Below are 23,500 nucleotides of genomic sequence, written 5' to 3' on the forward strand. Positions count from 1 at the left end.
AATACCTGATTTGGAATATTGAAAAAAAAGGGTAAAAACACCTATAGTATGCTAAAATAATCTATATACATTTGCTATCCCAGATCATCAAACTAATCAATGTAAAAAAACAAACCACCATGAAGTTTAATGATAGTAATAACCAAGAAAAAGGTATGAATATAATTCAAAAAATAGGTTTATGTGTTCTTGTAGTAACAATTATATTGTATTACGTGTTGTCAATTCAATTTTTGACAGCTTAACATAATTAAATTGTCAGAACCGCTAAATCATTTTGAATAGCATATACAACAAGACCAGCAATATTTCGGGATTCTGTTTTAAGCAGTAAATTATTCCTGTGTCCTTCTACGGTTCTTGGACTTAGAAACAGCTGTTCTGCAATTTCTGCTGTTGTCTTTTGCTGGCAGATTAATTGAAGTATTTCTACTTCGCGAGGCGAAAGAAAATTAGTCTCCAGCCCACCTTTTGTATTTTTAGGAGAAACTATAGTTTCTCGAATTGTCTTTAGAACACTTTCATCATAATAGAAACCTTTCGCCGCTACTTCATTGATTGTGAGAATTAAATCCTTTGGAGTAGTGTTTTTTATCAAATAAGCTACCGCACCAACCTGAATCATATTGGCAATAAATGACTTCGTATCATAACTTGTCAAAGCGATAATCTTAATATCAGGATATGATTTTCGAATAATTTTTGTGGCTTCAACACCGTTTAGAACCGGCATTTTTAAATCCATTATAATGATGTCTGGTTTAATTTCGTTTTTATCTAACAGAGCAATAAGTTCGTCTCCGTTTGAGGCCTCAAAAATAATTTCAATATTTTCTTCCCTCTGCAATAAAAAAGAAATTCCTTTGCGAAACAAAATTTCATCATCGACTAAGGCAATTTTTATAGCAGCATTCATCTTATTTGATTTTGGTCGTTTAGTTTGGTCTGCCGAATTTACGAAATATGATTTATAAAATACTCAATTACCTTATTTTATTGATAAAAAACCTTACATAAGCCATTTTATTTAGCTTAAAAACTAAAGTTTACTACGATTCCATTGTTAATTTCGGATGTAATTTTTATTTCACCTTCTAGAAACGATATACGGCTGTCAATATTTTTCATTCCCAATCCTTTTTGATTTTCAGCATTAGTACTGTCAAAACCAACTCCATTATCTTCGTAGTCACAGGTATTTATTCCCTCTTTCTCAGAAAATGCGATCCAAATCTCTGTCGCTTTTCCATGTCGGAGTGAATTATTCATAAGTTCCTGCAGAATTCTAAAAACATGTAAATGTCTATCGATATCATTATCATCAAAATCAATCTCATTTTTATAATGTGTTTTTACAGATTTACTGCTTTCAAATTCTTCACACAGTTCTTCTATTGCTGCATTAAGTCCAAATTTTTCAAAAACAGGAGGCAATAGATTATGGGCAATTTTTCTTGAATTGTCTAATGCTTTAGTTGTCAAAGCGATTATGTTCTCTGTAATTTCAGCAGTCTCTGCTTCAGTAAGATTTGGCGCGGTTAGTAAATGACTATTTAAAGAAACAATATTTAATTTTGAACTGATATCATCATGGAGATCTTGTGCAATTCTTTTACGTTCTTCTTCTTGTGTCACAATATTTGCATGCAGCTGTTCTTTTTGGTAACGAAGCTCTAAATCTTTTTTTTCTAATTCCTTTTGAATGATTTTTTTTCTAGAAAAATAAAAGAATATAATTAACGCAACTGCAACAATTATAAAAAACAAGGAGATATACAATATAATAGCAACTAGCTCTTTATCAGGAATTGAATGGGTGTTCATATCTGTTTTCTTATGTTAGACAATTACAAACTAACTTTGTAAACTTTTTTTCGGAGAAAAACTTACTTTCCATTCAAATAGAATAATCAAATAATAAATTATAAGCAAAAAAGCATTTAACTGCCAGCTTAGATATTTCAAATCAGTGCTTAACCCTGTAGAAAGATTTCCAATTAAAAATAATACTGTACTTGCTAATAAATAAAAAACTACTGCAATACTTATATAATAGAACTTTTTACCTTCTGTAAGCATATTATAAAAATGAAGTAGCGCAAAAACAACAATAAGTAAAGATGTTAAAGTGATTTCAAACAGATTAAACTTCAAAAATTGACCAGCATCTAAAATAAATTGTATTGATAAAATCAACAGAGCAATTACTAAAGTTGTTCGAACAAACATTTTTTGAACTTTAAGATAAAATAACGAATCATAAAAGAGCCCTAATAAAATCATTTGTCCTATAAAAAAAATATTAACAAGGAATAAATTGTTTAGCTCTAAATGATAAATAACTTCCATTGAAATTTGCATTACAAAAGAGAAGCCCAAATAGAAAACAAAAAAAACATTAGCTTTTTCCTTTCGGAAAAAGCTAAATGAATATAACATAAGATTAATCAATAAAATCAAATAACTTGAATATATTAAAAAATCATCCATTCTAAAAGTGATTTAATTAATATGGAGGACTTGGACGTGCACCATCGTAAACAATTGGTATACCTTCGTTTTCGCCTTCATCTGCTCCTACTTCTGTACCGTAAACATCTACGTATTTACCCGTTTCTGGATCATATTTGGCTCCAACAAAAAGTAAAGTTTTCTCATTTTGGTCATTAATCCCAATGTAAGCACGAACAGCTTCAGTATCTAGCTTTAAAACCAGCTCTAAACTTTCTCTAGGAATTAAATAAGATTTAACTTTTTTCTTACGATCCTCAACAGAAGTATCATCATCGTATCTTTTCTCCCACTTTTCGGCAGTTGTCAAAGGCACCTTGATAGGTCCAGGAAATTTTTCTTCACTCATAATTTAAATTTGTTATTGGTTAATACTTTAAAAAAATAAATAGTTCCTTAATGGTATAGCTAAACTACTGATTTTAATTAGAAAATTAGCACAAAAACAAAAAAAAAGCCTTAAAAAATAAGGCCTTTACAATTTATTAAAATGGAACATCGCTGTCATCGTCATCATCGTTCAAATTACTGCCAAATGCTTCATTGGCTGAAGGCAGATTATTTGTCACAAACGGACTATCATCATGATTCATTTTTGACGGCAGATCGTCATAGCTACCCGAAAATTCATCAAGATTATCAAATTTCCCTAGGTGTCCTAAAAATTTCAAACGTATGTTTTCAATACCCCCATTACGGTGTTTTGCGATCATAATTTCAGCCTGACCAGCAGTTGGCGAAGCCTCTTCATCATCCCATTCCTCAATTTTGTAATATTCTGGTCGGTATAAAAACGAAACGATATCGGCATCCTGCTCAATTGCTCCAGATTCACGAAGATCCGAAAGTAAAGGACGTTTACTAGAACCACGCGTCTCAACGGCACGTGACAACTGAGAAAGTGCAATTACCGGAACGTTAAGTTCTTTTGCCAAAGCTTTTAAGTTTCGGGAAATTGTAGAAATTTCCTGCTCACGATTTCCTCCTCCTTTAGCATTTCCTCCGGCAGTCATCAACTGCAAATAATCAATAATAATAATTTTAATACCATGCTGTGACGCTAAACGACGGCATTTTGCTCTTAAATCGAAAATAGAAAGTGAAGGTGTATCATCAATAAACAAAGGCGCTTTCTCTAAATCTTTTACCTTAGTACTCAACATTGTCCATTCATGAGCCTCTAATTTTCCTGTACGCAATTTTTCTGACGACAATCCTGTTTCAGAAGAAATAAGCCTCGTAATTAACTGAACAGATGCCATCTCCAGAGAGAACAAAGCTACTCCATGTCCATATTGGATCGCAATATTTCTAGCCATAGAAAGTACAAACGCCGTCTTTCCCATCGCTGGTCTGGCCGCAATAATAATTAAATCACTCGGCTGCCATCCAGACGTTAGTTTATCTAGATTATGAAAACCAGTCTCTACACCACTTAATCCTTCTTTTTTAGAAATCTCTTCAATTTTCTTTTTAGCTTGTAAAACCAAACTCTGTGCGGTTTCGGAGCTACGCTTGATATTTCCTTGTGTAACTTCGTACAATTTAGATTCAGCTTGATCCAATAAATCAAAAACGTCTGCACTTTCATCATAGGATGCTTCAATAATTTCTGAAGAAATTCTAATCAAACTTCTTTGAATAAATTTTTGAAGAATGATACGCGAATGAAATTCGATGTGCGCCGAAGAAGCAATTTTCTGCGTAAGCTGAATTAAATAGAAATCTCCACCCGCTAAATCTAACTTTCCGTTTTTCTTTAACTGAGTCGAAACTGTTAAGATATCAATAGGCTGCGTTTCGGTAAAAAGTTGTAAAATCGCTTCAAAAATATGTTTGTGTGCGTCTTTATAAAAAGCTTCTGCCTGCAAAATATCAATTACGTCATCTACCCCTTTTTTATCAATCATCATTGCACCTAACACAGCTTCCTCCAAATCAAGAGCTTGCGGTGGCAACTTACCTTTTTCTAAGTTGATAATGGTGGTTTTGTCGACCTTTACAGGGCTTAAGTTTTTGAAATTTTCCATATAGCGAAAGTAGCAAAATTTAAAAAAAATCTGCTATCGAGTTATAACTATTAATTGTTTATAAATAATCCTGATTTGTTCATAACCAAAAAAAAATCCGAAACTGTAAGGCTTCGGATTTTAAGTCTCTTTTTATGAATTTACTCTTTATACTCGCCCATATTACTGTATTTGTCCATTCTTTGGGCAATTAAGTCGGCTGTTGATAAGTCTTTTAATTCATTATATCCTTTAGTGATGTATTCTGCAACTGTTTTAAAAGTTGTTTCGCGGTCATAGTGCGCTCCTCCTAGTGGTTCCGGAATAACATCATCTACTAATTTTTGTTTTTTCATGTCAGAAGATGTCAATTTTAAAGCTTCTGCTGCACGCTCTTTGTATTCCCAGCTCTTCCATAAAATAGAAGAGCAAGATTCTGGAGAAATTACAGAATACCAAGTATTTTCTAACATATAAACACGGTCTCCAACACCAATTCCTAAAGCTCCACCAGAAGCACCTTCACCAACAATAATTGTGATAATCGGCACTTGAAGACGAACCATTTCAAAAATATTTCTTGCGATAGCTTCTCCTTGTCCTCTTTCTTCAGCTTCTAATCCTGGATATGCACCCGGAGTATCTACCAAAGTCAAAACTGGAATTCCAAATTTCTCTGCCATTTTCATCAAACGCAAAGCTTTACGATATCCCTCTGGATTTGCCATACCAAAATTACGATACTGACGTGTTTTAGTATTAAAACCTTTTTGCTGTCCGATAATCATAAACGACTGTCCGTTTATTTTACCAAGACCACCAACCATTGCTTTATCATCTTTAAAACCTCTGTCTCCATGAAGTTCCAAAAACGTATCACCACAAATTGCTTTAATATAATCTAACGTATACGGTCTATTTGGGTGTCTTGACAATTGTACACGCTGCCAAGCAGTAAGGTTTTTGTATATATCTTTCTTGGTTTCCTCTAATTTCTTGTTGATTTCCTTGCAGGTAGGTGTTACATCAACGTCAGATTCTTTTCCAATAATAACGCACTTTTCTAGCTGTTCTTCAAGTTCTTTAATTGGAAGCTCAAAATCTAAATATTCCATGGATTTTTGAATTTTGTTTGTAAATCGAACCGCAAATATAAAAATATTATATCATTGGCGAAGTTAATTGTTATTTAAAGTATAAAAATGCATTTTAAAAATAAGGAAACTATTACAAGCTCTCTTTCTTTTTCTGATAGTGTTTAAAAACACCATTTAGGATAACGGTTATGATAATTATAACTGCTCCAATATAAAATTCCACACTCATTTTTTCTTTCCCCCCTAATATGAAATAAGCTAAAACTATTCCGTAAACAGGCTCTAAGTTCGTGGTTAGCATTACCGTATATGGCGTTAATCGCTGCATTACTTTTACTGATGCAGTAAAGGCATAGGCTGTACAAATAGAGGATAAAACCAGTAGCAAAACCCAGTTATTTAAAGACATCGTAAAGAAATCTGCCGTAAATTTTCCTTGAAATAAAAAATAAATTGAGATAAAAAAGACTCCAGCACCAAACTCATAAAAAGTGATTACTGAAGGTTCATGGTCTGAAATCAGCTTTCCATTCATTAAGGTAAACAAAACTCCTAAAATAATTGCAGCTAAAGCATAATAAACTCCCGTTAGATATTTTATTTCTACCTGAAGAATCAGTCCCAAACCTGCAATAATTACAAGACCAAAAAGAACTTCATACCACAAAACTTTACGTCCATAAAATAAAGGTTCTAGTAAAGAGGCAAAAAAAGCGCCTAGCGAAAAAATAGAAAGTGTAATGGATACATTGGAAACCTGAATGGCTTTAAAAAAGAAAATCCAGTGCAAGGCAATTAATAATCCAACAAAAATCAGTTTAAATAATTCTTTTACAGGAACTTGAAAAGATTGTTTTTTATAAGCGATAAAAGCTCCTAAAAAAATCATGGCAATAAGCATTCTATACCAAACCAGATTATTGGCATCAATAGTTATTAAAGCACCCAAAATGGCTGTAAAACCCCAGATAAAAACAATTAAGTGAAGATTTAAATAACTTTTTAAATTATCGTTTCGCATTACGTAATAGATAAACTGCTAAGATTCCGAAAACAATATTCGGGAACCAGACAGCTAATAAAGGTGAGAAAGTAGATTTTTCGGCAAGTGTACCAAAAATTTTATCAAAGAATACAAATGAGAAGGCAATCGCTATTCCGATTGCTAAGTTCGTTCCCATTCCACCGCGTCGTTTCATAGAAGAAACTGCAACAGCTATAATAGTCAAAATAAAAGCAGAAACTGGAACGCTATACTTTTTATAAAGAACAACAAGATAAGTGTTGATGTTTCCAGAGCCTCTTTTTCTTTCTTTTTCAATAAAATCGATCAGTTTGCCTAAAGTCAATGTTTCTGCGATGTAAACAACAGGGGTTAAATCGGCTAGTTCAAACTTAAAAGCTACATTTTTTTCCGGCGATTTTTCAAGCACATCATTCAATTCGCCAACTGTTCTTTTGGTGTAATCGTACAAAATGTAGGTCTTTTTTTTAGGATCCCATTTAATACGGCTTGCAGTAATTTTATAGGTTAGTTTTTCCTTTTCAAAATGCTCTAATGTAAAATTAAAGGCCGTCTTAGATTCTTCATTAAAACTGTTTACAAAAATAAAATCGTTATCATTAATCTGCCTGTAAACATTGGTATTATTACCAAGCATTTCTGCTTTTCCATTACCTTTTAAATAAGTATACCTGAAATTATTGAATCCTTCACTGGCAGCAGGAACAATAAAAAAACCCATTAAAAGCACAAATACAGACACAATAGTTGCTCCCATAATATAAGGACGCAAAAAACGTGTAAAAGAAATTCCAGAACTTAAAATCGCAATAATCTCTGTATTATTAGCCAATTTTGAAGTAAACCAAATTACAGATAAAAACAAGAATATCGGAAATAATGAATTGGCAAAATATACCGTAAAATTGTAATAATAGAGCGCAATTTCTGTAAATGGAATTTTATTCTCCAGCATTTTATTTACCTTTTCAGAAACGTCAATTACGATTCCAATCGGAATAAATAATAAAATCATTACCGAAAAAGTGGCTAAATATCTTTTTAAAATATACTTATCTATTATTGTCAGCATATATTTTTTGTTTCAAGTTTAAAAGTTTCAGGTTTCACGTTTCAAGTTTCATGTTACACTGAGCAACTTGAAACTTGAAACTAAAAAAACTTGAAACTTTTTTATAGTCTTTGACTCATATTTTTAACCATCATTTCTTTCCATGGTCTGAAATCTCCGGCTAAGATATGTTTTCTAGCTTCACGAACCAACCACATATAAAATCCAAGGTTATGAATTGTAGCGATTTGTTTTCCTAAGTATTCATTAGCTGCAAACAAGTGACGTAAATACGCTTTTGAATATTCTGTATCTACAAAAGTATGCGCCATTTCATCAATTGGAGAAAAATCTGCTTCCCATTTTTTGTTTTTGATGTTGATTGTTCCATTTGCTGTAAACAACATTCCGTTTCTTGCATTACGCGTTGGCATAACACAGTCAAACATATCAATACCTAACGCAATATTTTCAAGAATATTTATTGGAGTTCCAACTCCCATTAAGTAACGAGGTTTGTCTTCAGGAAGAATTTCGCAAACCACTTCTGTCATCGCGTACATTTCTTCTGCAGGTTCACCAACCGAAAGTCCACCAATTGCATTTCCTTGTTGTCCAGAATTAGCAATATATTCAGCCGACTGACGACGTAAATCTTTATAAGTACTTCCTTGAACAATTGGAAAAAATGTTTGTTCGTAACCGTATTTATAAGGTACCTTTTCCAAATGATTAATACAACGATCTAACCAGCGGTGTGTCATGTGCATCGAACGCTGTGCATATCTGTAATCACAAGGATAAGGCGTACATTCATCAAAAGCCATAATAATATCAGCTCCAATGGTACGCTGAATTTCCATTACATTTTCAGGAGTAAAAAAGTGATAAGATCCATCAATATGTGATTTAAACTTTACCCCTTCTTCTTTAATTTTTCTGTTTGATGAAAGAGAATATACCTGATATCCTCCCGAATCAGTCAAAATATTACGATCCCAGTTCATGAATTTATGCAATCCACCAGCTTTTTCTAAAATTTCAGTCTGCGGACGCAAATATAAATGGTATGTATTTCCAAGGATAATATCCGGATTTATTTCTTCTTTAAGTTCACGCTGGTGCACACCTTTCACAGATGCAACCGTTCCAACCGGCATAAAAATAGGCGTTTCAATTACGCCGTGATCAGTAGTTATACTCCCCGCTCTTGCTTTAGACTGCGGATCTTTTTGTAATAAATCGAACTTCATTTGTTTCTTTTTTCAGAGCGCAAAGATAGTTTAATTTCAGGAAAATTAATTAGATAATTTGTCAATTAGAAAATTAGAAAATTATTCTCATCAAGCTAAAACCTGATGTCCCCAACTTGAAACAAAGAAAACCTGAAACTTGAAACTAAAACTATTTTGGGCGTTCCCTTCAGTCGGGCTATCCGCTATATCTTTTGTTCCAGAAATTATCGTTGTTAATGAAGTCTTGACATTTGTCACAAAAGGATGCCGCTACAAACGAAGTTCACTGAACTCCAATAAAAAATAAAACTCTGTGAAGTAATCCCTAACGCAAACGGTTCTTCAAGAAAATCCATCGATAAAATCGGAATGTAAAAACTGCAGCAATCCTATTATTAAAGTATAACAAACCCATTCATTTCTTTCGTAATTTTAATATTCAACTAAAATTTTAGAAATCATGATAAACTCAGAAGATAAATTAGATGATATCAAGGACGATCAAATCGAAAAAAACCTTGAAAACATGGATTATCCAGCAAACGAAGATATTTACAATCAAGAAGAAAGATTAGAAGACATTGATCCTCAAGACATTTCTGGAGAAAGAATAATTAATAATGATAATCACGAATGGAAACAGAACAGCGATAAAATCGGCAACGATTTAGATGTTCCTGGTTCCGAGCTTGACGACGAACAAGAAGATATTGGTTCTGAAGACGAAGAAAACAATTATTACAGCGAAAGCGACACTAATTAAACCTTTTAAACCTCCTCTAAAGTTTATATCTTTTTTTTGCCACAAATTATACAGATTTAATAGATTTTAAAATCATTACAATCCGTATAATCTGTGGCAAAACTTTTGCATACAATTATCATATTTTTGCTTTTCCTCCAATTTTGATAAAAAAAGAACAAAAAAATTTAACAATTGGAACGAACTAAAGCAGAAAATCATTTGTCTCCCCACAAAATATCCGTTACTTTTGCTTCAGTTTAAAATTTTACATATAAAATGAAGCCTAACACACAACAATTAAGCGATTTAACGATCCAAGTAAGAAGAGATATTCTTAGAATGGTACATGCTGTAAACTCTGGACACCCAGGTGGTTCTTTAGGTTGTACTGAATTTTTGGTAACACTATATCAAAATATAATGGACCGCAAAGAAGGTTTTGATATGAACGGAATCGGAGAAGATTTATTCTTCCTTTCAAACGGACACATCTCTCCTGTCTTTTACAGCGTTCTAGCACGCAGCGGTTATTTTCCAGTTTCAGAATTAGCTACATTCAGATTATTAGACTCTCGTTTACAAGGGCATCCAACAACTCATGAAGGTTTACCTGGAGTTCGTATTGCGTCTGGTTCATTAGGACAAGGTTTATCTGTAGCTCTTGGAGCAGCGCAAGCTAAAAAATTAAACAAAGACAATCATATTGTTTATAGCTTACATGGTGACGGAGAATTACAAGAAGGTCAAAACTGGGAAGCTATTATGTATGCTTCTGCTAAAAAAGTAGACAACATCATCGCAACAATTGACCTTAACGGTAAACAAATTGACGGAACAACCGACGAAGTTCTGCCAATGGGAAGTCTTCGTGCTAAATTCGAAGCTTTCGACTGGGATGTTTTAGAAATTAAAGAAGGAAACAGCATCGACGCTATCATTGCTGGATTGACTGATGCTAAATCAAGAACAGGAAAAGGAAAACCAGTTTGTATATTGTTACATACAGAAATGGGTAATGGTGTAGATTTCATGATGCACACTCATGCTTGGCATGGTAAAGCACCAAACAATGATCAATTGGCTAGTGCTTTAGCTCAAAACGTTTCAACTTTAGCAGACTATTAAAAAAGTGTTCAGTCTCAGTAGATAGTTTTCAGTTTAGAAACTAAAACTACTAGAGACCCAACATCTCAAAAGATATAAAATGAAAAAATACGAAAATACAGGAAGTAAAGATACTCGTTCTGGTTTTGGAGCGGGAATGACTGAACTAGGTCAAAAAAACGAAAATGTTGTAGCATTATGTGCTGACTTAATTGGATCATTAAAATTTGATGAATTCAAAAAAAATCACCCAGAGCGTTTTTTCCAAATTGGAATCGCTGAAGCTAACATGATTGGAATCGCTGCAGGTTTAACAATTGGAGGAAAAATTCCTTTCACAGGAACTTTCGCTAACTTCTCTACAGGAAGAGTTTACGATCAAATTCGTCAATCTGTAGCTTATTCAGATAAAAATGTAAAAATCTGTGCTTCTCACGCAGGTTTAACTTTAGGAGAAGATGGTGCAACTCACCAAATTCTAGAAGATATCGGATTAATGAAAATGTTGCCAGGAATGACTGTAATCAACACTTGCGATTACAATCAAACAAAAGCAGCTACAATTGCATTAGCTGATCACCACGGACCAGCTTATTTACGTTTTGGTCGTCCAGTTGTAGCAAACTTCACTCCTGCTGATGAACCTTTCGTAATTGGAAAAGCAATTATGTTAAACGAAGGAACAGATGTTACTATTATTGCAACTGGGCACTTGGTTTGGGAAGCACTTATCGCCGCTGAAGCTTTGGAAGCAAAAGGGATTTCTGCCGAAGTAATCAACATTCACACTATCAAACCGCTGGACGAAGAAGCCATCTTAAAATCTGTTGCTAAAACGAAATGTGTTGTAACTGCTGAAGAGCACAATTATCTTGGAGGTCTTGGAGAAAGCGTTTCAGGAGTATTGGCTTTAAACAATCCAGCTCCACAAGAATTTGTAGCTGTTAAAGATAGTTTTGGTGAATCTGGAACACCAGAGCAATTAATGGAAAAATACAAATTGAACAATCAAGCTATTGTTGAAGCTGTAGAAAGAGTTATTAAAAGAAAATAGTTTTAACTATCTTATCTATAAAAAAGCCTCGAAATTAACATTTCGAGGCTTTTTCATTATACTTCCTTTTCTAATTAGAACCAAGATATATCCTGAGTCCACGTAGTCGCTGCTGGCTGAAATTGTATAGCAGGAACATTTGTAAAAGAACATGTTACTGTACCAGACACAGCAAAATAATCTGCAGGACCAGGAAGCATAACTGGTGTACCCGAATAACGAGACCCGTCTGCCAACATAATTGTATTTGCATTATCGTTTAATTGATAAGAGTAATATTCTACAAAAATAGGGTTTATAGGCCAATTTGTATATCCCGTAAATCTTACCATCACAACTCCTCCTGCATCACTATTCCATCTGCACCTCCACACAGAACAATACCTTCCTAATCTTTGAGCTCTTAAAAACATTTTTGTTGTATAAACATCTCCGTTTAAATAAATAGTTTCATTAAATAAGGTCAAAATAATCTTTCTTTCTCTTCCATCCCAATTAAAACCATACTCCCATGATTTTGATTTGTTTGCATTAATAATACTTCTTCCTGTTTCATTATTTTTGGTCTCTCCAAAAACATTACCATAAATTTTAAGATTTGATCTTTCTACCTGTAACTGCTCACTTGTTTTATTCAAATCTACAGAACTTAATTCGTAAAGATTTTGCTCATTCAACCAAAGAGTTTTACCATTTATTTTAACTTTTGAATCTTCATTAAAAATAGCACTTAAAGCATTTGAATAGATGTATTTTGAAACTTCTGTATCTTCTAAAGTTTCTTCTTGATCAATTACACTCTCATTTATTGCATTTAAAAGAGAAGAATGCTTTTTTTTAGAAATCCAAGCCTGAAGCTCTTCTCCCGTCTTTAATTTTGTCAATTCATTATACTCCGTTATAAAAGACTTATCATCTTTAAAAGAAAGAGTTGTACCGTCTAAAACCGACAATGAATTAGCAGATAAACCTTCAGCGGATTGAATTGTTTGATCCTCATTACTGCATGATAAAAGAGCAGTCATTAAAAAGAATGCTAAAATTTTTTTCATTATAAAATATTTATTTGTTATTCCTACAAATATAAATATCAAACAAAGACATTCCTTACGTAATCACGTAAAACAGTATCTTTTTTCTTATTTTAACATTATTCTAAAATAAAAAAACAAAATAAACTTACAGAAAATACAAAATATTTTTTCTAATCTTACAAAAAATGAAAAAATAGATTTTGAGTTTTTTTTTCAGAGACAGTCAACTTATAAAACATATTAAATAATAAATGTTTTACCTTTTAACAACTAAAGATTTGACATATAAAAAAAAAAGACTCGATTTAAAATTCGAGTCTTTTTTTTTATTTAATTTTTATTGGATAACTATTATCCAAATGAATTCTCTTTCTTGGGGTAGCGGTATAATCTTCCTCAGTATATTTTCTAGGATTGTTTGCCGACTCTACAGGATCTGCAGGATTTGTAAGATCGCCAGTTGGTCTTCTAGGAATTCCCCTAGGCTCTGTTTCATCTACATTAGGAGTAGCTGGATTATCTACCATTGGCTCCCAAGGATAATATAATGACACTCCAAAATAGAAAGGCTGACTGTTTAATGTTCCCCAACCAACCTGATTAGTTGGCTTAGTAATTTCAAATCTAGTAGTAAAACCATCTCCGTCATCATCAAAGTCAACAAAATCAGCAATACCATCTCCATCTGTATCATCAATCAATTCTTTTGGAGGGTTTGGATATTTAGTTGTGTTTCTAAAATCATACAAATAACCATCTCCGTTAAGGTCTTCTAAATAATCTGGAACGCCATCGCCAGCAAAGATTCTTCCTGAACTTGTAGAAGTATACTCATTATCCATTCGCTGCAGATCAAACAATTTGAAAGTGAAATATAGCGGTGTATAAGCAGGAATAGATCCTCTACCTGAGTAATACCCCATACCTGATGGCAAAAACATAACACCAGCACCATAATCGGCATAAGTGATTACACCATCATTCCCTGTAGTAGAAGTTCCTGTCTTAAATTTAGGAAAAATCTCTGACCAACCCTCTACCACTGTATTCGCATTTGCATATGGAAATAAATTAGCCGTAAAAGGAAGTCCATAAGAAGAATCAACAAGAGCGTTATCCAAAAAATAACAAGAATAAGCTGCTGAAATTTTATCGGTATTTGTTGGAGACTGTCCAGAACCTTCTCTCAACACCAAATAATACACCTTATAAGTAATAGCATCACTATAAACATCTCTGCTCAATAATTTATAAGTCTGTTGATCCCAAATAGAAGTTTGTGTGCCGCCAGCAGGAATTTTTGATATCTTAACATCAAAATCAGCTGTGACATTTTCAATATAATTGGTTTTCAAAAATTTCACAATTGAATCATTATCTGCATTATACTGTTCTTGATAATCTCTCAACGGAGTTACCACTGTATCATCATCATCCTTTTTACTACAAGAAGCGATGGCAATACCAGCCAGTAATAAAACAAAATAATATTTAAATTTATTCATTATTATCATTTTTTTAGGTGCGCAAGATACAATATTGATTTATTTTTGTAAAGAATTTAACTTGGATTTTAGAAAAATTATGAGAGTCGATAAATACTTATGGTGCGTTCGTTATTACAAAACGAGAAACATGGTTACAGAGGCCTGCAAAAAAAACCATATTACTGTAAATGGACAGGTTGCAAAACCGTCTAAAGAAGTTTTTCCTACTGACCGAATTACCTTCAGAAAAGATCAAATTACTCAGATAATAACCGTTTTAGATATTCCTGAAAGTCGTGTCGGTGCAAAACTAGTAGATATTTACCGTAAAAACGAAACTCCACCGGAAGCATACGCACATTTAGAACTTCTAAAGCTATCAAAAGAACATTATAGAAAAAGCGGCACAGGAAGACCAACCAAAAAAGACCGAAGAGATATTGATGAATATGGAAATGAAATCTTTGATGAAGATGAAGAGACAGAATAAAATCTAATTTTTCAAATTCCAATTCTTTTCCAAAATCCAATTTCAAAATAGTTCCAATCAATAAGAAATTTGGAATTTGGAATTTTAATATTCTAATTTTTTAAAATTTGTACTTTAGCAAAAAAATAAATCATGAGCAATAATATCATCTTAACAAACCAGGAAATCGAACACAAAATAAAACGTATCGCTTATCAAATCTACGAAACTTTTGTTGACGAAGAAGAAGTCATTATTGCCGGAATAGCTTCTAACGGATTTCTATTTGCAAAAAAAATAGCTTCTGCTTTAAGCAGCATTTCTACTTTAAAAGTTTCTATCTGCGAAGTAAAAGTAAACAAACAAAGTCCTCAGGACGCTATACAAACTTCATTAAGCCCAGAAGAATACTCTAACAAAGGATTAGTTCTGGTTGATGATGTACTAAACTCTGGCACAACATTGATCTATGCTGTTCGTCATTTTTTAGATGTACCGCTAAAAAAATTCAAAACAGCAGTACTCGTTGACAGAAATCATAAAAAATACCCTGTAAAAGCAGACTTTAAGGGCATTTCTCTTTCAACTTCATTATTAGAGCATGTTCAAGTTGTTTTCGACTCCGAAAACGGAAACTATGCTTCTTTAAGTTAAAACCTGTATGATATCCTGAACCGTTTCTTCGACAGATCTATCATCAACTACAACTTTATGTTTGGCCTGATTGTAGTAAAAACTTCTGTCGAATAAATGTTTCGCGATAAACTCTCTCATTTCTTCCTCGTTCATATTCGCGATTAAAGGACGTTTACTCTTATTATAAACTAATCTATTATATAAAGTATCGATTGATGCTTTTAAATAGATTGAATCAACATTTTCTCCTTTTAGCAATTCATGATTATTAGCATAACATGGAGTCCCTCCACCCAATCCGATAATATTATTTTCGTCAGATTGCAATAATTCGACAAATATTTCATGTTCTAATTTTCGAAAATAGATCTCTCCGTGCTTCTCAAAAATCTCATTTATGGACATTTTTGCTCTTTCTTCGATAATTTTATCCAAATCTAAGAACGGAATATTTGTGATTTTTGACAAATTTTGAGCGATTGTCGACTTTCCGCAACCCATATAACCTAACAATACAATTTTCTTCATACTAATAAAACCTTATAAACTAAGCAATTGGAAATTTTTCCAAAAAAAAGACAAATTTATAATAAAATTGCTTGCAAACTTCAAAATAAACTCCTTATATTTGCACCCGCATTCAAGAAATTAAATGACTCGATAGCTCAGTCGGTAGAGCACATCACTTTTAATGATGGGGTCCTGGGTTCGAGCCCCAGTCGGGTCACAAATTTTGTGATTAACAGATTAAATTTCTTGAAAGCAATGACTCGATAGCTCAGTCGGTAGAGCACATCACTTTTAATGATGGGGTCCTGGGTTCGAGCCCCAGTCGGGTCACAAAAGGTCGAGTAATTTATTTTACTTGACCTTTTTTCATTTTTGGCCATGTGGAGAAACGGTAGACTCGCCATCTTGAGGGGGTGGTGCTCGTAAGGGCGTGAGGGTTCAAATCCCTCCATGGTCACTAAAAAATTAAAAAGCCTAAGAATATTGATTCTCGGGCTTTTTTTTATAGTTTGAAAATTTTGTAGATAAAAATAATTTTTATAGGTGCATTTTTTTTCGCCTCTTATAGATAAATCGTTGCCATTCCCAATAACAGAATGATGCAAAAAGATAAGAAAGCTAATTTTATTGACTGCTTACATAAAATGTACATTTCATAAAGCTCTTTATTTTTCAAGTTTTCAAAATCTTCATTCTTCGAAAGTACTCCTATATCAACAATTTCGCCAATATCAGCTGAAATCCCATAATTAACAACATGTTTTTGGAATAAATCAGGATATTTTTTTTTAAGCACCCTACTAAAATCTTCTAATTTATTACGAAAGTTAAATATAAAAATGGGAAAAGTTGGAATTCCAAAAACAATTGGAGCAAAATTTTTAATAGGCTTTGAAAAAACAAACAACCAGATTATACTAACTACAAGTATCGAATAAAAGCATATCAGAGTTTTGGATGATTTGCTCATTCTACAATTTAGGTTTTAAAATTATATTTTATTTTTTCAGTTTTGGTACGCAACAAAAATTAAGCCCATCAGAGTATTCTCTGTGCAAATTTAGACTACACAACTACACATACATCATTTAAAATATTTAAATCTTCCTATAAAGATTCTAATCCTTCTCCTTCAAGATTACAAAAAAAAAAAATCAAGAATCTATTTTACTGTAAAATAAGTCATTAGAAATTATTCTAAAAATCATTTCAAAAAACACTTGAAAAACTAAATAAAGTGCTTATCTTTGCACCCTCATTGAAGAAAACAAAAGACTCGATAGCTCAGTCGGTAGAGCACATCACTTTTAATGATGGGGTCCTGGGTTCGAGCCCCAGTCGGGTCACAAAAAAGCAACTTTTAAAAGTTGCTTTTTTTATACCTTGTAATTTGTAAGTTTGTAATCAAAAAACTAAAGCTTAAAACTAGAACTGCAGAAATCACAAACAAACCATCTGCAATTCAAGACAATAACCAATTTATTGATTCCCAATGAAGACATATAAAGATAATTACCTTCTGATTAGTTTTATTGTTGGTTTTTTAGTGTGGTTTACAGCCACTATCTTATTCAGAATTGCAGGTCACTATTTTTTTATAGTTGACAATCCCTTAATAATGCTTGTATTGTATATCATTCTCATCCCAGTATTAGGCTTCATCTCAACCTCAGTCTTTAACAAATTTAACCTAAACAATCCTGAAAGTATAAAAGCGGCAGTCGCCATGGTTTTACCAGGAATGTTGCTGGATACGTTATGCATACAGTTTTTTGAAAAGTTATTTCTCAATATGCCTGAAAGCTACAGCAAAACTTTCGCTTCATGGCTAATGTTTGCATATTCTGTTGTTTTACTTTTTGGGCTTTTTCGAAAAAATAAAAAATAGATCGAAATAAAACTTCTTTTTACCACTGCCCAAAAGACACTATAATTCATTTTCTTTTAAAATCTTTACTTTAAAAACAGAAACGGCATAGTGACTAAAAATCAGATTTTTAACAATTTATTTTCATACAACAATTCTAACTGCGTTTCTCTCATATCAATTCCCACAATAAAACCAAGCTTGTTCTTGTATGCAACATCCAGTAATTCAAGGAAAGTGTCTGCCCGTTCATTATCTTCAAAATGCAAATTTTCTTTGTCGTAAAAAAGAAGTTCTACATCTTCATATGTAATCCAATTTGCAATTCCCATTCTGTCTTGAGACAAAAAATCATTCCAATTATCAAGCTCTCCAATGATGTCACAAGAAAGAGTTTTTATAGGAATATTAAAATTTCGGGATACTCCACCCTTACCCAGCCCTAAATGCGGATTATAGTCAGCACAAGTCTTAAAAATATAATATTCCAGGAATTTGCAAAACTCATAATGACCATCGAGCTTTCCTATAAAACTAATCTGAGCATCATAATTACTAATCTTGTGAAATTCATGATAAATTTTAAAGGACTCATCAAGAGAATTTGAAATGGAAACAATTTTTCTAATATTCTCTTCAATAAGACTATTGATTTTTTCCTCAGAGAAACGAGAAATACCTCCAACAAGATAATATTTCAAAAATTCCCGACAAGCTTCGGTCAAATCTCCAATTTCTCCTTTTAATTCTGGAACCACTTTACTATAAAATTTCTTATCGTCAAATAAATGCAGACTGCACCAATATCCCATTTTAATAATTTTATTACGAATGTATAAATAATATACTCCGCCTAACACATCCTCTTTCCATCAAATGTTTAATTTTTCTAATGATAATTTAAAAAAGAAATTCTCCCACAAAATAAAAACTTTCCTAAATTCGTTTAAAAAATAATTAATCACTAATCCCAAATTAGTCCTATGAAAAACCTACTATTATTATCATCTATCCTGATGATGACATGCTCTGTGTGGGCACAATCTGCCACCGGTTATTTTGACAAAGCCATGAAAAAAGCTGAAGCCGGAAACACCAAAGGTGCTATCGCCGACTACACCAAAGCCATCAGCATGAATTCTAAATTTGCCGAAGCCTATCAAAATCGCGGTGTGGCAAAATACAAACTAAACGATTTAAAAGGAGCTGAAGCCGATTTCAGCAAAACAATCGAATTAGACAACATGAATGCCGATGCATTTACTGGAAGAGCCAATGTGTATTACAAATTAAAAAACTACAAAAACGCTATAGACGACTGCACTTCTTCTTTAGGTCTCAACCCAAAAGATTATATCGCTTACAATTTAAGAGGCTTGGCCTATAACGAAAATGGCGATAAAAAAAATGCCTGTAAAGATTTCACTAAAGCAATTGAATTAGGAAGTCAAAGCGCCATAAAAAACAAAGCGAATTACTGCAAATAACAAAACTCAAAACAAAAGCAGCCTTCATTATTTTACTTGAAGGCTGTTTTTGTTTTATTGTCAAAGTAATAATTTTCCTAAGAAAAAAATACCTGATTTTAGGTAAAAAATATATTTTAAATACATAAACATCTAATCTTCTATCTTTTTAATGTGGTTTTAAGGTTGTTTATTAGATTTTGTTTTACATTTGTCGACCTAATCGCGAAAAATGATAAACAATATAAAAACTGTTTTCAGCATAAAAGATCTTGAGAACTTATCTGGAATAAAAGCGCACACCATACGCATCTGGGAAAAGAGATACAATATCCTTGAACCAATGCGAACGGATACTAACATAAGATTTTATAATCTTCATAACCTACAGAAACTCCTAAACATTACGTTATTACACGAATATGGTTATAAGATTTCTAAAATAGCAACGTATCCTGAAGAAAAGATACCGCAATTGGTACGCGAAATAATTTCTAAGAAAAACTCTCAGAACTACGCCATTACTTCCTTCAAAATGTCCATGATGAATTTTGATCAGGAATTATTTTTCAATACATTCGATTGGCTTATTTCTGAAAAGACTTTTAAAGAAGTTTTTAAAGAACATTTTTTACCGCTTTTAAAAGAGCTTGGATTGTTGTGGCAATCTGAAACGATTACGCCTGCAAATGAACATTTCATGAGTCACTTGATCAAGCAAAAAATATTGATTTATACGGAAAGTCTTCAAATTAAAAAACCAACAAAAACCGACAGAATTTTTGTTTTATCGCTTCCGCTGAATGAAATACACCAAATTGGTTTATTATACTTACAATACGAAATTCTAGATAAAGGTTACAAAACCATTTATTTAGGCGAAAGCATGCCAATTGAAAATCTTCAGGATTTAACGAGACATTTTGAGAACATTACGTTTATCTCTTTCATGACCGTTCAACCTGATCGAAGCGTAATCAATCAGTACGTAAAATCAATGGGGCAGAAATTGTTACAGAAAAACAACGAAATCTGGCTTATGGGAAAAATGGTCGAACATATTGACAAAACCGTTTTACCAGAAAGAATCCGCATTTTTGACTCAATGGAAGAAACTATTAACATGATCTAATTTTATTTTGTTTAAAGTTTTCCTATATTTGTTAAACAAATGAGAAAAACAATCAAAATAATAGGATCTGGCTTTTCCTCCCTAGCCGCCGCTTGTTATCTTGCCCATCAAGGAAACAGCGTTACTATTTATGAAAAAAATCCAACAATTGGAGGTCGTGCCCGTCAATTCAAGAAAGAAGGTTTTACCTTCGACATGGGACCAAGCTGGTATTGGATGCCCGATGTTTTCGAACGTTTTTTTCAGGATTTCAACAAAAAACCTTCCGATTATTACGAGCTTGTAAAACTCAATCCGGCTTATCGTGTTTATTTCGGCATAAATGATTTTGTCAGCATTTGCGACAATCTTGCAACAATCAAAAATACATTTGATGAAATTGAAAAAGGAAGCGGTCAAAAACTAGAAACCTTTATCAATCAAGCCAAAAGCAATTATGATATTGCCATAAAAGATTTGGTTTATCGTCCCGGAGTTTCCCCATTGGAATTGGTTACAAAAGAAACCACTTTAAAACTCAATCAGTTTTTAGGAAATGTAAGTGCTGATATTCGCAAAAAATTCAAAAATAAAAAGCTGATTCAAATTCTGGAATTTCCAGTTTTATTTCTTGGAGCAAAACCAACCAAAACGCCCTCATTCTACAATTTCATGAATTATGCCGATTTCGGTCTCGGAACCTGGCATCCAAAAACGGGAATGTTTGATGTTATTCGTGGCATCGAAAAATTAGCTTTAGAACTCGGCGTAACCATTAAAACCAATTCGCCAATCGAAAAAATAATCGTTGAAGATAAAACCGCAACCGGAATTCTAATTAATGGAGAAATCCTAAAAGCCGATATTATTTTAAGCGGAGCCGATTATCAACATACCGAAACTTTATTAGAAAAAGAACATCGCGCTTATTCTGATGAATATTGGGAAAGCAGAATCTTTGCGCCTTCTTCGCTCCTGTTTTTCATTGGTTTTAATAAAAAAATAGAAAATATTTCGCATCATGCTTTGTTTTTCGACACCGATTTTAATCAGCATGCGATTGATATTTATGATCATCCTAAATGGCCAGATGAGCCCTTATTTTATGCCAACTTTCCATCCAAAACAGATTTGACTTGTGCTCCGGAAGGAATGGAAACTGGTTTTTTCCTAATTCCGCTTGCACCTGGAATTGAAGATAATACAAAACTCCGTGATGAATATTTCGAAAAGATAATTACTCGTTTTGAACAGCTTACGCAACAAGAAATTAGAAATAACATTATCTTTAAGGAATCGTTCTGTAAAAATGACTTTGTAACCGATTATAACGCTTACAAAGGAAATGCTTACGGAATGGCCAATACTTTATTGCAAACGGCTTTTCTGCGACCGAAACTAAAAAGCAAAAAAGTTCGTAACTTATATTTTACAGGACAATTAACTGTTCCCGGCCCAGGTGTTCCGCCTGCGTTAATTTCTGGAAAACTAGCCGCTGAATTAATTCAAAAATCTTTAAGATCGTAAAAAAATGAAATCACTATTCGACGCCGTTTCTTTCAAATGCAGTAAGCTGGTTACCAAAAACTACAGCTCCTCTTTCTCGATTGCCGTAAAAATGCTGTCGCCAAGCATACGCGATGCCATTTACAGTATTTACGGATTTGTTCGTTTTGCCGACGAAATCGTAGATTCATTTCACGATTACGAAAAAGAGTATCTTATCGATGATTTCGAAAAAGAATATTACAAAGCAATGGAATTGGGAATCAGTCTAAATCCTATCTTAAATTCATTTCAGCATACTGTAAAAGAATACAATATTACAGACGATTTGGTTCAGGCATTTCTAAAAAGCATGAAACTCGATCTGATTAAATCAACATACCAAACCCAAACCGAATATGCCGATTATATTTATGGTTCTGCCGATGTTGTGGGCTTAATGTGTCTGAAAGTCTTTGTTTCTGGAAAAGAACACAAATACGAACAGTTAAAAGAAGAAGCCATGCGTTTGGGATCAGCATTTCAGAAAGTCAATTTTTTGAGGGATTTAAAAGATGACAGCACGATTTTAAACCGTGCTTATTTTCCGGGAATCAACCTCAACAATTTCAATGAAGATTCGAAAGAGCAAATCATCAAAGAAATTGAAGAAGATTTCAGAATTGCTTATCAGGGAATTGTAAAATTGCCAATCGAAGCCAAATTTGGAGTTTATACGGCTTATGTTTATTACAAAAAACTGCTGAAAAAACTAAAAAACACACCGTCACATGAAATTGGAAATTCGAGAATTCGGGTTTCTAATTATACTAAAGCGGGACTTTTAGCGCAATCTTTTGTGACTTATAAGCTGAAGCTTGTATAGTTTTTTTTTTAAACACATAGAAACATAGTTTTCATGCCTTAGAAAAGGCGTTTCACTTGCATAAATACACATAGCTATGTGTTAGAAACTAGTTTCTTTCAATATTCTCCTTGCAAGAAAAATAAAATCTATGTTTCTATGTGTTTAAAAACTAATAAATAAAAACCTTTAGAGTTAATCTTTTATCATCTAAGGCAAAACTCAAAAGAAATAAAATCATAATTTTAATTTACAACATTTATAAAATGATTTCTTTTTTAATCTTTATAGGCGTTTTTCTGTTTATGGAATGTGTTACCTGGCTTACTCACAAATATGTAATGCACGGTTTTATGTGGTATTTTCATGCCGATCACCATCAGCCGAAATACGAGGATACTTTTGAACGCAACGACATTTTCTTTGTCATTTTTGCCATTCCGAGTATTCTCCTGTTTTATTTTGGTGTTCAAGGCGGATTCAATTATTTGTTTTTCATTGCATGCGGTGTTACGCTTTATGGAGCCTGTTATTTTTTAATTCATGATGTCTTGATTCATCAGCGCTTTAAATGGTTTAAAAACACCAAAAACAAATACCTCATCGGACTGAGAAAAGCGCATAAAATACACCACAAACACCTTGGAAAAGAAAAAGGAGAATGTTTCGGAATGTTGTTTGTACCATTTAAGTACTATAAAATGTAACTTGATTTGGGCGTTCCCTATCGGTCGGGTTTT

At 32.9% G+C, this 23,500-nt stretch carries 25 protein-coding genes and 4 tRNA genes; 15 read left to right on the plus strand and 14 right to left on the minus strand.

Features of this window, described 5'->3' with window-relative positions; translation table 11 throughout:
• Nucleotides 1–250: 250 nt before the first annotated feature.
• From P2W65_RS00185 to tgt, 9 genes are all read right to left on the minus strand, one after another.
• On the minus strand, nt 251–916 hold the full coding sequence (locus P2W65_RS00185) for a response regulator transcription factor (RefSeq protein WP_289662632.1): 666 nt from the start codon (nt 914–916) through the stop codon (nt 251–253).
• Between the two features lie 116 nt (nt 917–1,032).
• On the minus strand, nt 1,033–1,824 hold the full coding sequence (locus P2W65_RS00190; protein ID WP_289662633.1) for a sensor histidine kinase: 792 nt from the start codon (nt 1,822–1,824) through the stop codon (nt 1,033–1,035).
• Between the two features lie 30 nt (nt 1,825–1,854).
• Complete coding sequence (locus P2W65_RS00195) at nt 1,855–2,490, minus strand: hypothetical protein (RefSeq protein WP_289662635.1); 636 nt, start codon at nt 2,488–2,490, stop codon at nt 1,855–1,857.
• Between the two features lie 16 nt (nt 2,491–2,506).
• On the minus strand, nt 2,507–2,860 hold the full coding sequence (locus P2W65_RS00200; RefSeq protein WP_289662636.1) for a hypothetical protein: 354 nt from the start codon (nt 2,858–2,860) through the stop codon (nt 2,507–2,509).
• Nucleotides 2,861–2,996: 136 nt separating this feature from the next.
• On the minus strand, nt 2,997–4,541 hold the full coding sequence (gene dnaB / locus P2W65_RS00205; RefSeq protein ID WP_289662637.1) for a replicative DNA helicase: 1,545 nt from the start codon (nt 4,539–4,541) through the stop codon (nt 2,997–2,999).
• Nucleotides 4,542–4,681: 140 nt separating this feature from the next.
• On the minus strand, nt 4,682–5,635 hold the full coding sequence (locus tag P2W65_RS00210; RefSeq protein ID WP_091497480.1) for an acetyl-CoA carboxylase carboxyltransferase subunit alpha: 954 nt from the start codon (nt 5,633–5,635) through the stop codon (nt 4,682–4,684).
• 112 nt (nt 5,636–5,747) lie between these two features.
• A complete protein-coding gene (locus tag P2W65_RS00215) occupies nt 5,748–6,638 on the minus strand; it encodes a DMT family transporter (protein WP_289662639.1) in 891 nt (296 codons plus the stop codon).
• The gene (locus P2W65_RS00220; protein ID WP_179006426.1) at nt 6,625–7,713 is read right to left on the minus strand and encodes an LptF/LptG family permease; all 1,089 of its coding nucleotides are present in this window, start codon (nt 7,711–7,713) and stop codon (nt 6,625–6,627) included. The genes P2W65_RS00215 and P2W65_RS00220 overlap by 14 nt, the downstream gene beginning before the upstream one ends.
• A 101-nt stretch (nt 7,714–7,814) precedes the next feature.
• Nucleotides 7,815–8,945, minus strand: coding sequence for a tRNA guanosine(34) transglycosylase Tgt (gene tgt, locus P2W65_RS00225; protein ID WP_179006428.1), 1,131 nt, complete (start codon nt 8,943–8,945; stop codon nt 7,815–7,817).
• A 442-nt stretch (nt 8,946–9,387) separates the two neighbouring features.
• On the opposite strand from tgt, the gene P2W65_RS00230 reads away from it, so the two are divergent.
• From P2W65_RS00230 to P2W65_RS00240, 3 genes are all read left to right on the plus strand, one after another.
• Nucleotides 9,388–9,690, plus strand: a complete 303-nt coding sequence (locus tag P2W65_RS00230; RefSeq protein ID WP_179006430.1) for a hypothetical protein — start codon at nt 9,388–9,390, stop codon at nt 9,688–9,690.
• Nucleotides 9,691–9,948: 258 nt separating this feature from the next.
• Nucleotides 9,949–10,797 (plus strand): transketolase, encoded by an 849-nt coding sequence (locus P2W65_RS00235; protein WP_289662642.1) that lies wholly within the window; start codon nt 9,949–9,951, stop codon nt 10,795–10,797.
• A 79-nt stretch (nt 10,798–10,876) separates the two neighbouring features.
• Entirely contained in the window at nt 10,877–11,830 is a 954-nt protein-coding gene (locus P2W65_RS00240) for a transketolase family protein (RefSeq protein WP_091497466.1), read from the plus strand.
• 74 nt (nt 11,831–11,904) lie between these two features.
• Here the strand turns inward: P2W65_RS00240 and P2W65_RS00245 are convergent, their stop codons facing one another.
• Together P2W65_RS00245 and bamM are read right to left on the minus strand one after the other, a co-directional pair.
• Nucleotides 11,905–12,882 (minus strand): hypothetical protein, encoded by a 978-nt coding sequence (locus tag P2W65_RS00245; RefSeq protein WP_289662644.1) that lies wholly within the window; start codon nt 12,880–12,882, stop codon nt 11,905–11,907.
• Between the two features lie 308 nt (nt 12,883–13,190).
• The gene (gene bamM, locus P2W65_RS00250) at nt 13,191–14,369 is read right to left on the minus strand and encodes a BamM family beta-barrel-assembly machinery protein (protein ID WP_289662645.1); all 1,179 of its coding nucleotides are present in this window, start codon (nt 14,367–14,369) and stop codon (nt 13,191–13,193) included.
• A 79-nt stretch (nt 14,370–14,448) separates the two neighbouring features.
• Between bamM and P2W65_RS00255 the strand changes: the two genes are divergently transcribed.
• Both P2W65_RS00255 and P2W65_RS00260 read left to right on the plus strand, forming a co-directional pair.
• Nucleotides 14,449–14,841 carry an RNA-binding S4 domain-containing protein gene (locus tag P2W65_RS00255; RefSeq protein WP_289662646.1) on the plus strand — a complete coding sequence of 131 codons (393 nt, stop codon included), beginning with the start codon at nt 14,449–14,451 and terminating at the stop codon, nt 14,839–14,841.
• 132 nt (nt 14,842–14,973) lie between these two features.
• Nucleotides 14,974–15,474 (plus strand): phosphoribosyltransferase domain-containing protein, encoded by a 501-nt coding sequence (locus P2W65_RS00260; RefSeq protein WP_289662647.1) that lies wholly within the window; start codon nt 14,974–14,976, stop codon nt 15,472–15,474.
• On the opposite strand, the gene P2W65_RS00265 is transcribed toward P2W65_RS00260, so the two are convergent.
• Nucleotides 15,466–15,984 (minus strand): shikimate kinase, encoded by a 519-nt coding sequence (locus P2W65_RS00265; protein WP_289662648.1) that lies wholly within the window; start codon nt 15,982–15,984, stop codon nt 15,466–15,468. The genes P2W65_RS00260 and P2W65_RS00265 overlap by 9 nt on opposite strands.
• Nucleotides 15,985–16,110: 126 nt before the next feature.
• Here P2W65_RS00265 and P2W65_RS00270 point away from each other — a divergent pair.
• From P2W65_RS00270 to P2W65_RS00280, 3 genes are all read left to right on the plus strand, one after another.
• Nucleotides 16,111–16,183, plus strand: a tRNA-Lys gene (locus P2W65_RS00270).
• Nucleotides 16,184–16,223: 40 nt separating this feature from the next.
• Nucleotides 16,224–16,296: transfer RNA gene (locus P2W65_RS00275), tRNA-Lys, on the plus strand.
• Nucleotides 16,297–16,340: 44 nt separating this feature from the next.
• Nucleotides 16,341–16,423, plus strand: a tRNA-Leu gene (locus P2W65_RS00280).
• 105 nt (nt 16,424–16,528) lie between these two features.
• Here the strand turns inward: P2W65_RS00280 and P2W65_RS00285 are convergent.
• Complete coding sequence (locus P2W65_RS00285; protein ID WP_289662649.1) at nt 16,529–16,936, minus strand: hypothetical protein; 408 nt, start codon at nt 16,934–16,936, stop codon at nt 16,529–16,531.
• A 303-nt stretch (nt 16,937–17,239) separates the two neighbouring features.
• Here P2W65_RS00285 and P2W65_RS00290 point away from each other — a divergent pair.
• Nucleotides 17,240–17,312, plus strand: a tRNA-Lys gene (locus P2W65_RS00290).
• A gap of 146 nt (nt 17,313–17,458) precedes the next feature.
• The gene (locus P2W65_RS00295) at nt 17,459–17,854 is read left to right on the plus strand and encodes a DUF5367 domain-containing protein (protein ID WP_289662651.1); all 396 of its coding nucleotides are present in this window, start codon (nt 17,459–17,461) and stop codon (nt 17,852–17,854) included.
• 101 nt (nt 17,855–17,955) lie between these two features.
• Here the strand turns inward: P2W65_RS00295 and P2W65_RS00300 are convergent, their stop codons facing one another.
• A complete protein-coding gene (locus tag P2W65_RS00300) occupies nt 17,956–18,645 on the minus strand; it encodes a hypothetical protein (RefSeq protein ID WP_289662652.1) in 690 nt (229 codons plus the stop codon).
• Nucleotides 18,646–18,816: 171 nt separating this feature from the next.
• Between P2W65_RS00300 and P2W65_RS00305 the strand changes: the two genes are divergently transcribed.
• From P2W65_RS00305 to P2W65_RS00325, 5 genes are all read left to right on the plus strand, one after another.
• Entirely contained in the window at nt 18,817–19,320 is a 504-nt protein-coding gene (locus P2W65_RS00305) for a tetratricopeptide repeat protein (protein WP_289662654.1), read from the plus strand.
• Nucleotides 19,321–19,531: 211 nt separating this feature from the next.
• Nucleotides 19,532–20,431, plus strand: coding sequence for a MerR family transcriptional regulator (locus P2W65_RS00310; RefSeq protein WP_289662656.1), 900 nt, complete (start codon nt 19,532–19,534; stop codon nt 20,429–20,431).
• A gap of 39 nt (nt 20,432–20,470) precedes the next feature.
• Nucleotides 20,471–21,937, plus strand: coding sequence for a bifunctional phytoene desaturase/3,4-desaturase (crtID, locus tag P2W65_RS00315; protein WP_289662657.1), 1,467 nt, complete (start codon nt 20,471–20,473; stop codon nt 21,935–21,937).
• A gap of 4 nt (nt 21,938–21,941) precedes the next feature.
• Nucleotides 21,942–22,781, plus strand: a complete 840-nt coding sequence (locus P2W65_RS00320) for a phytoene/squalene synthase family protein (protein WP_289662658.1) — start codon at nt 21,942–21,944, stop codon at nt 22,779–22,781.
• Nucleotides 22,782–23,026: 245 nt separating this feature from the next.
• On the plus strand, nt 23,027–23,467 hold the full coding sequence (locus P2W65_RS00325) for a sterol desaturase family protein (RefSeq protein WP_289662660.1): 441 nt from the start codon (nt 23,027–23,029) through the stop codon (nt 23,465–23,467).
• Nucleotides 23,468–23,500: the final 33 nt, after the last annotated feature.

Origin of the sequence: Flavobacterium panacagri, assembly GCF_030378165.1 — a bacterium.
Taxonomy (GTDB): domain Bacteria; phylum Bacteroidota; class Bacteroidia; order Flavobacteriales; family Flavobacteriaceae; genus Flavobacterium; species Flavobacterium panacagri.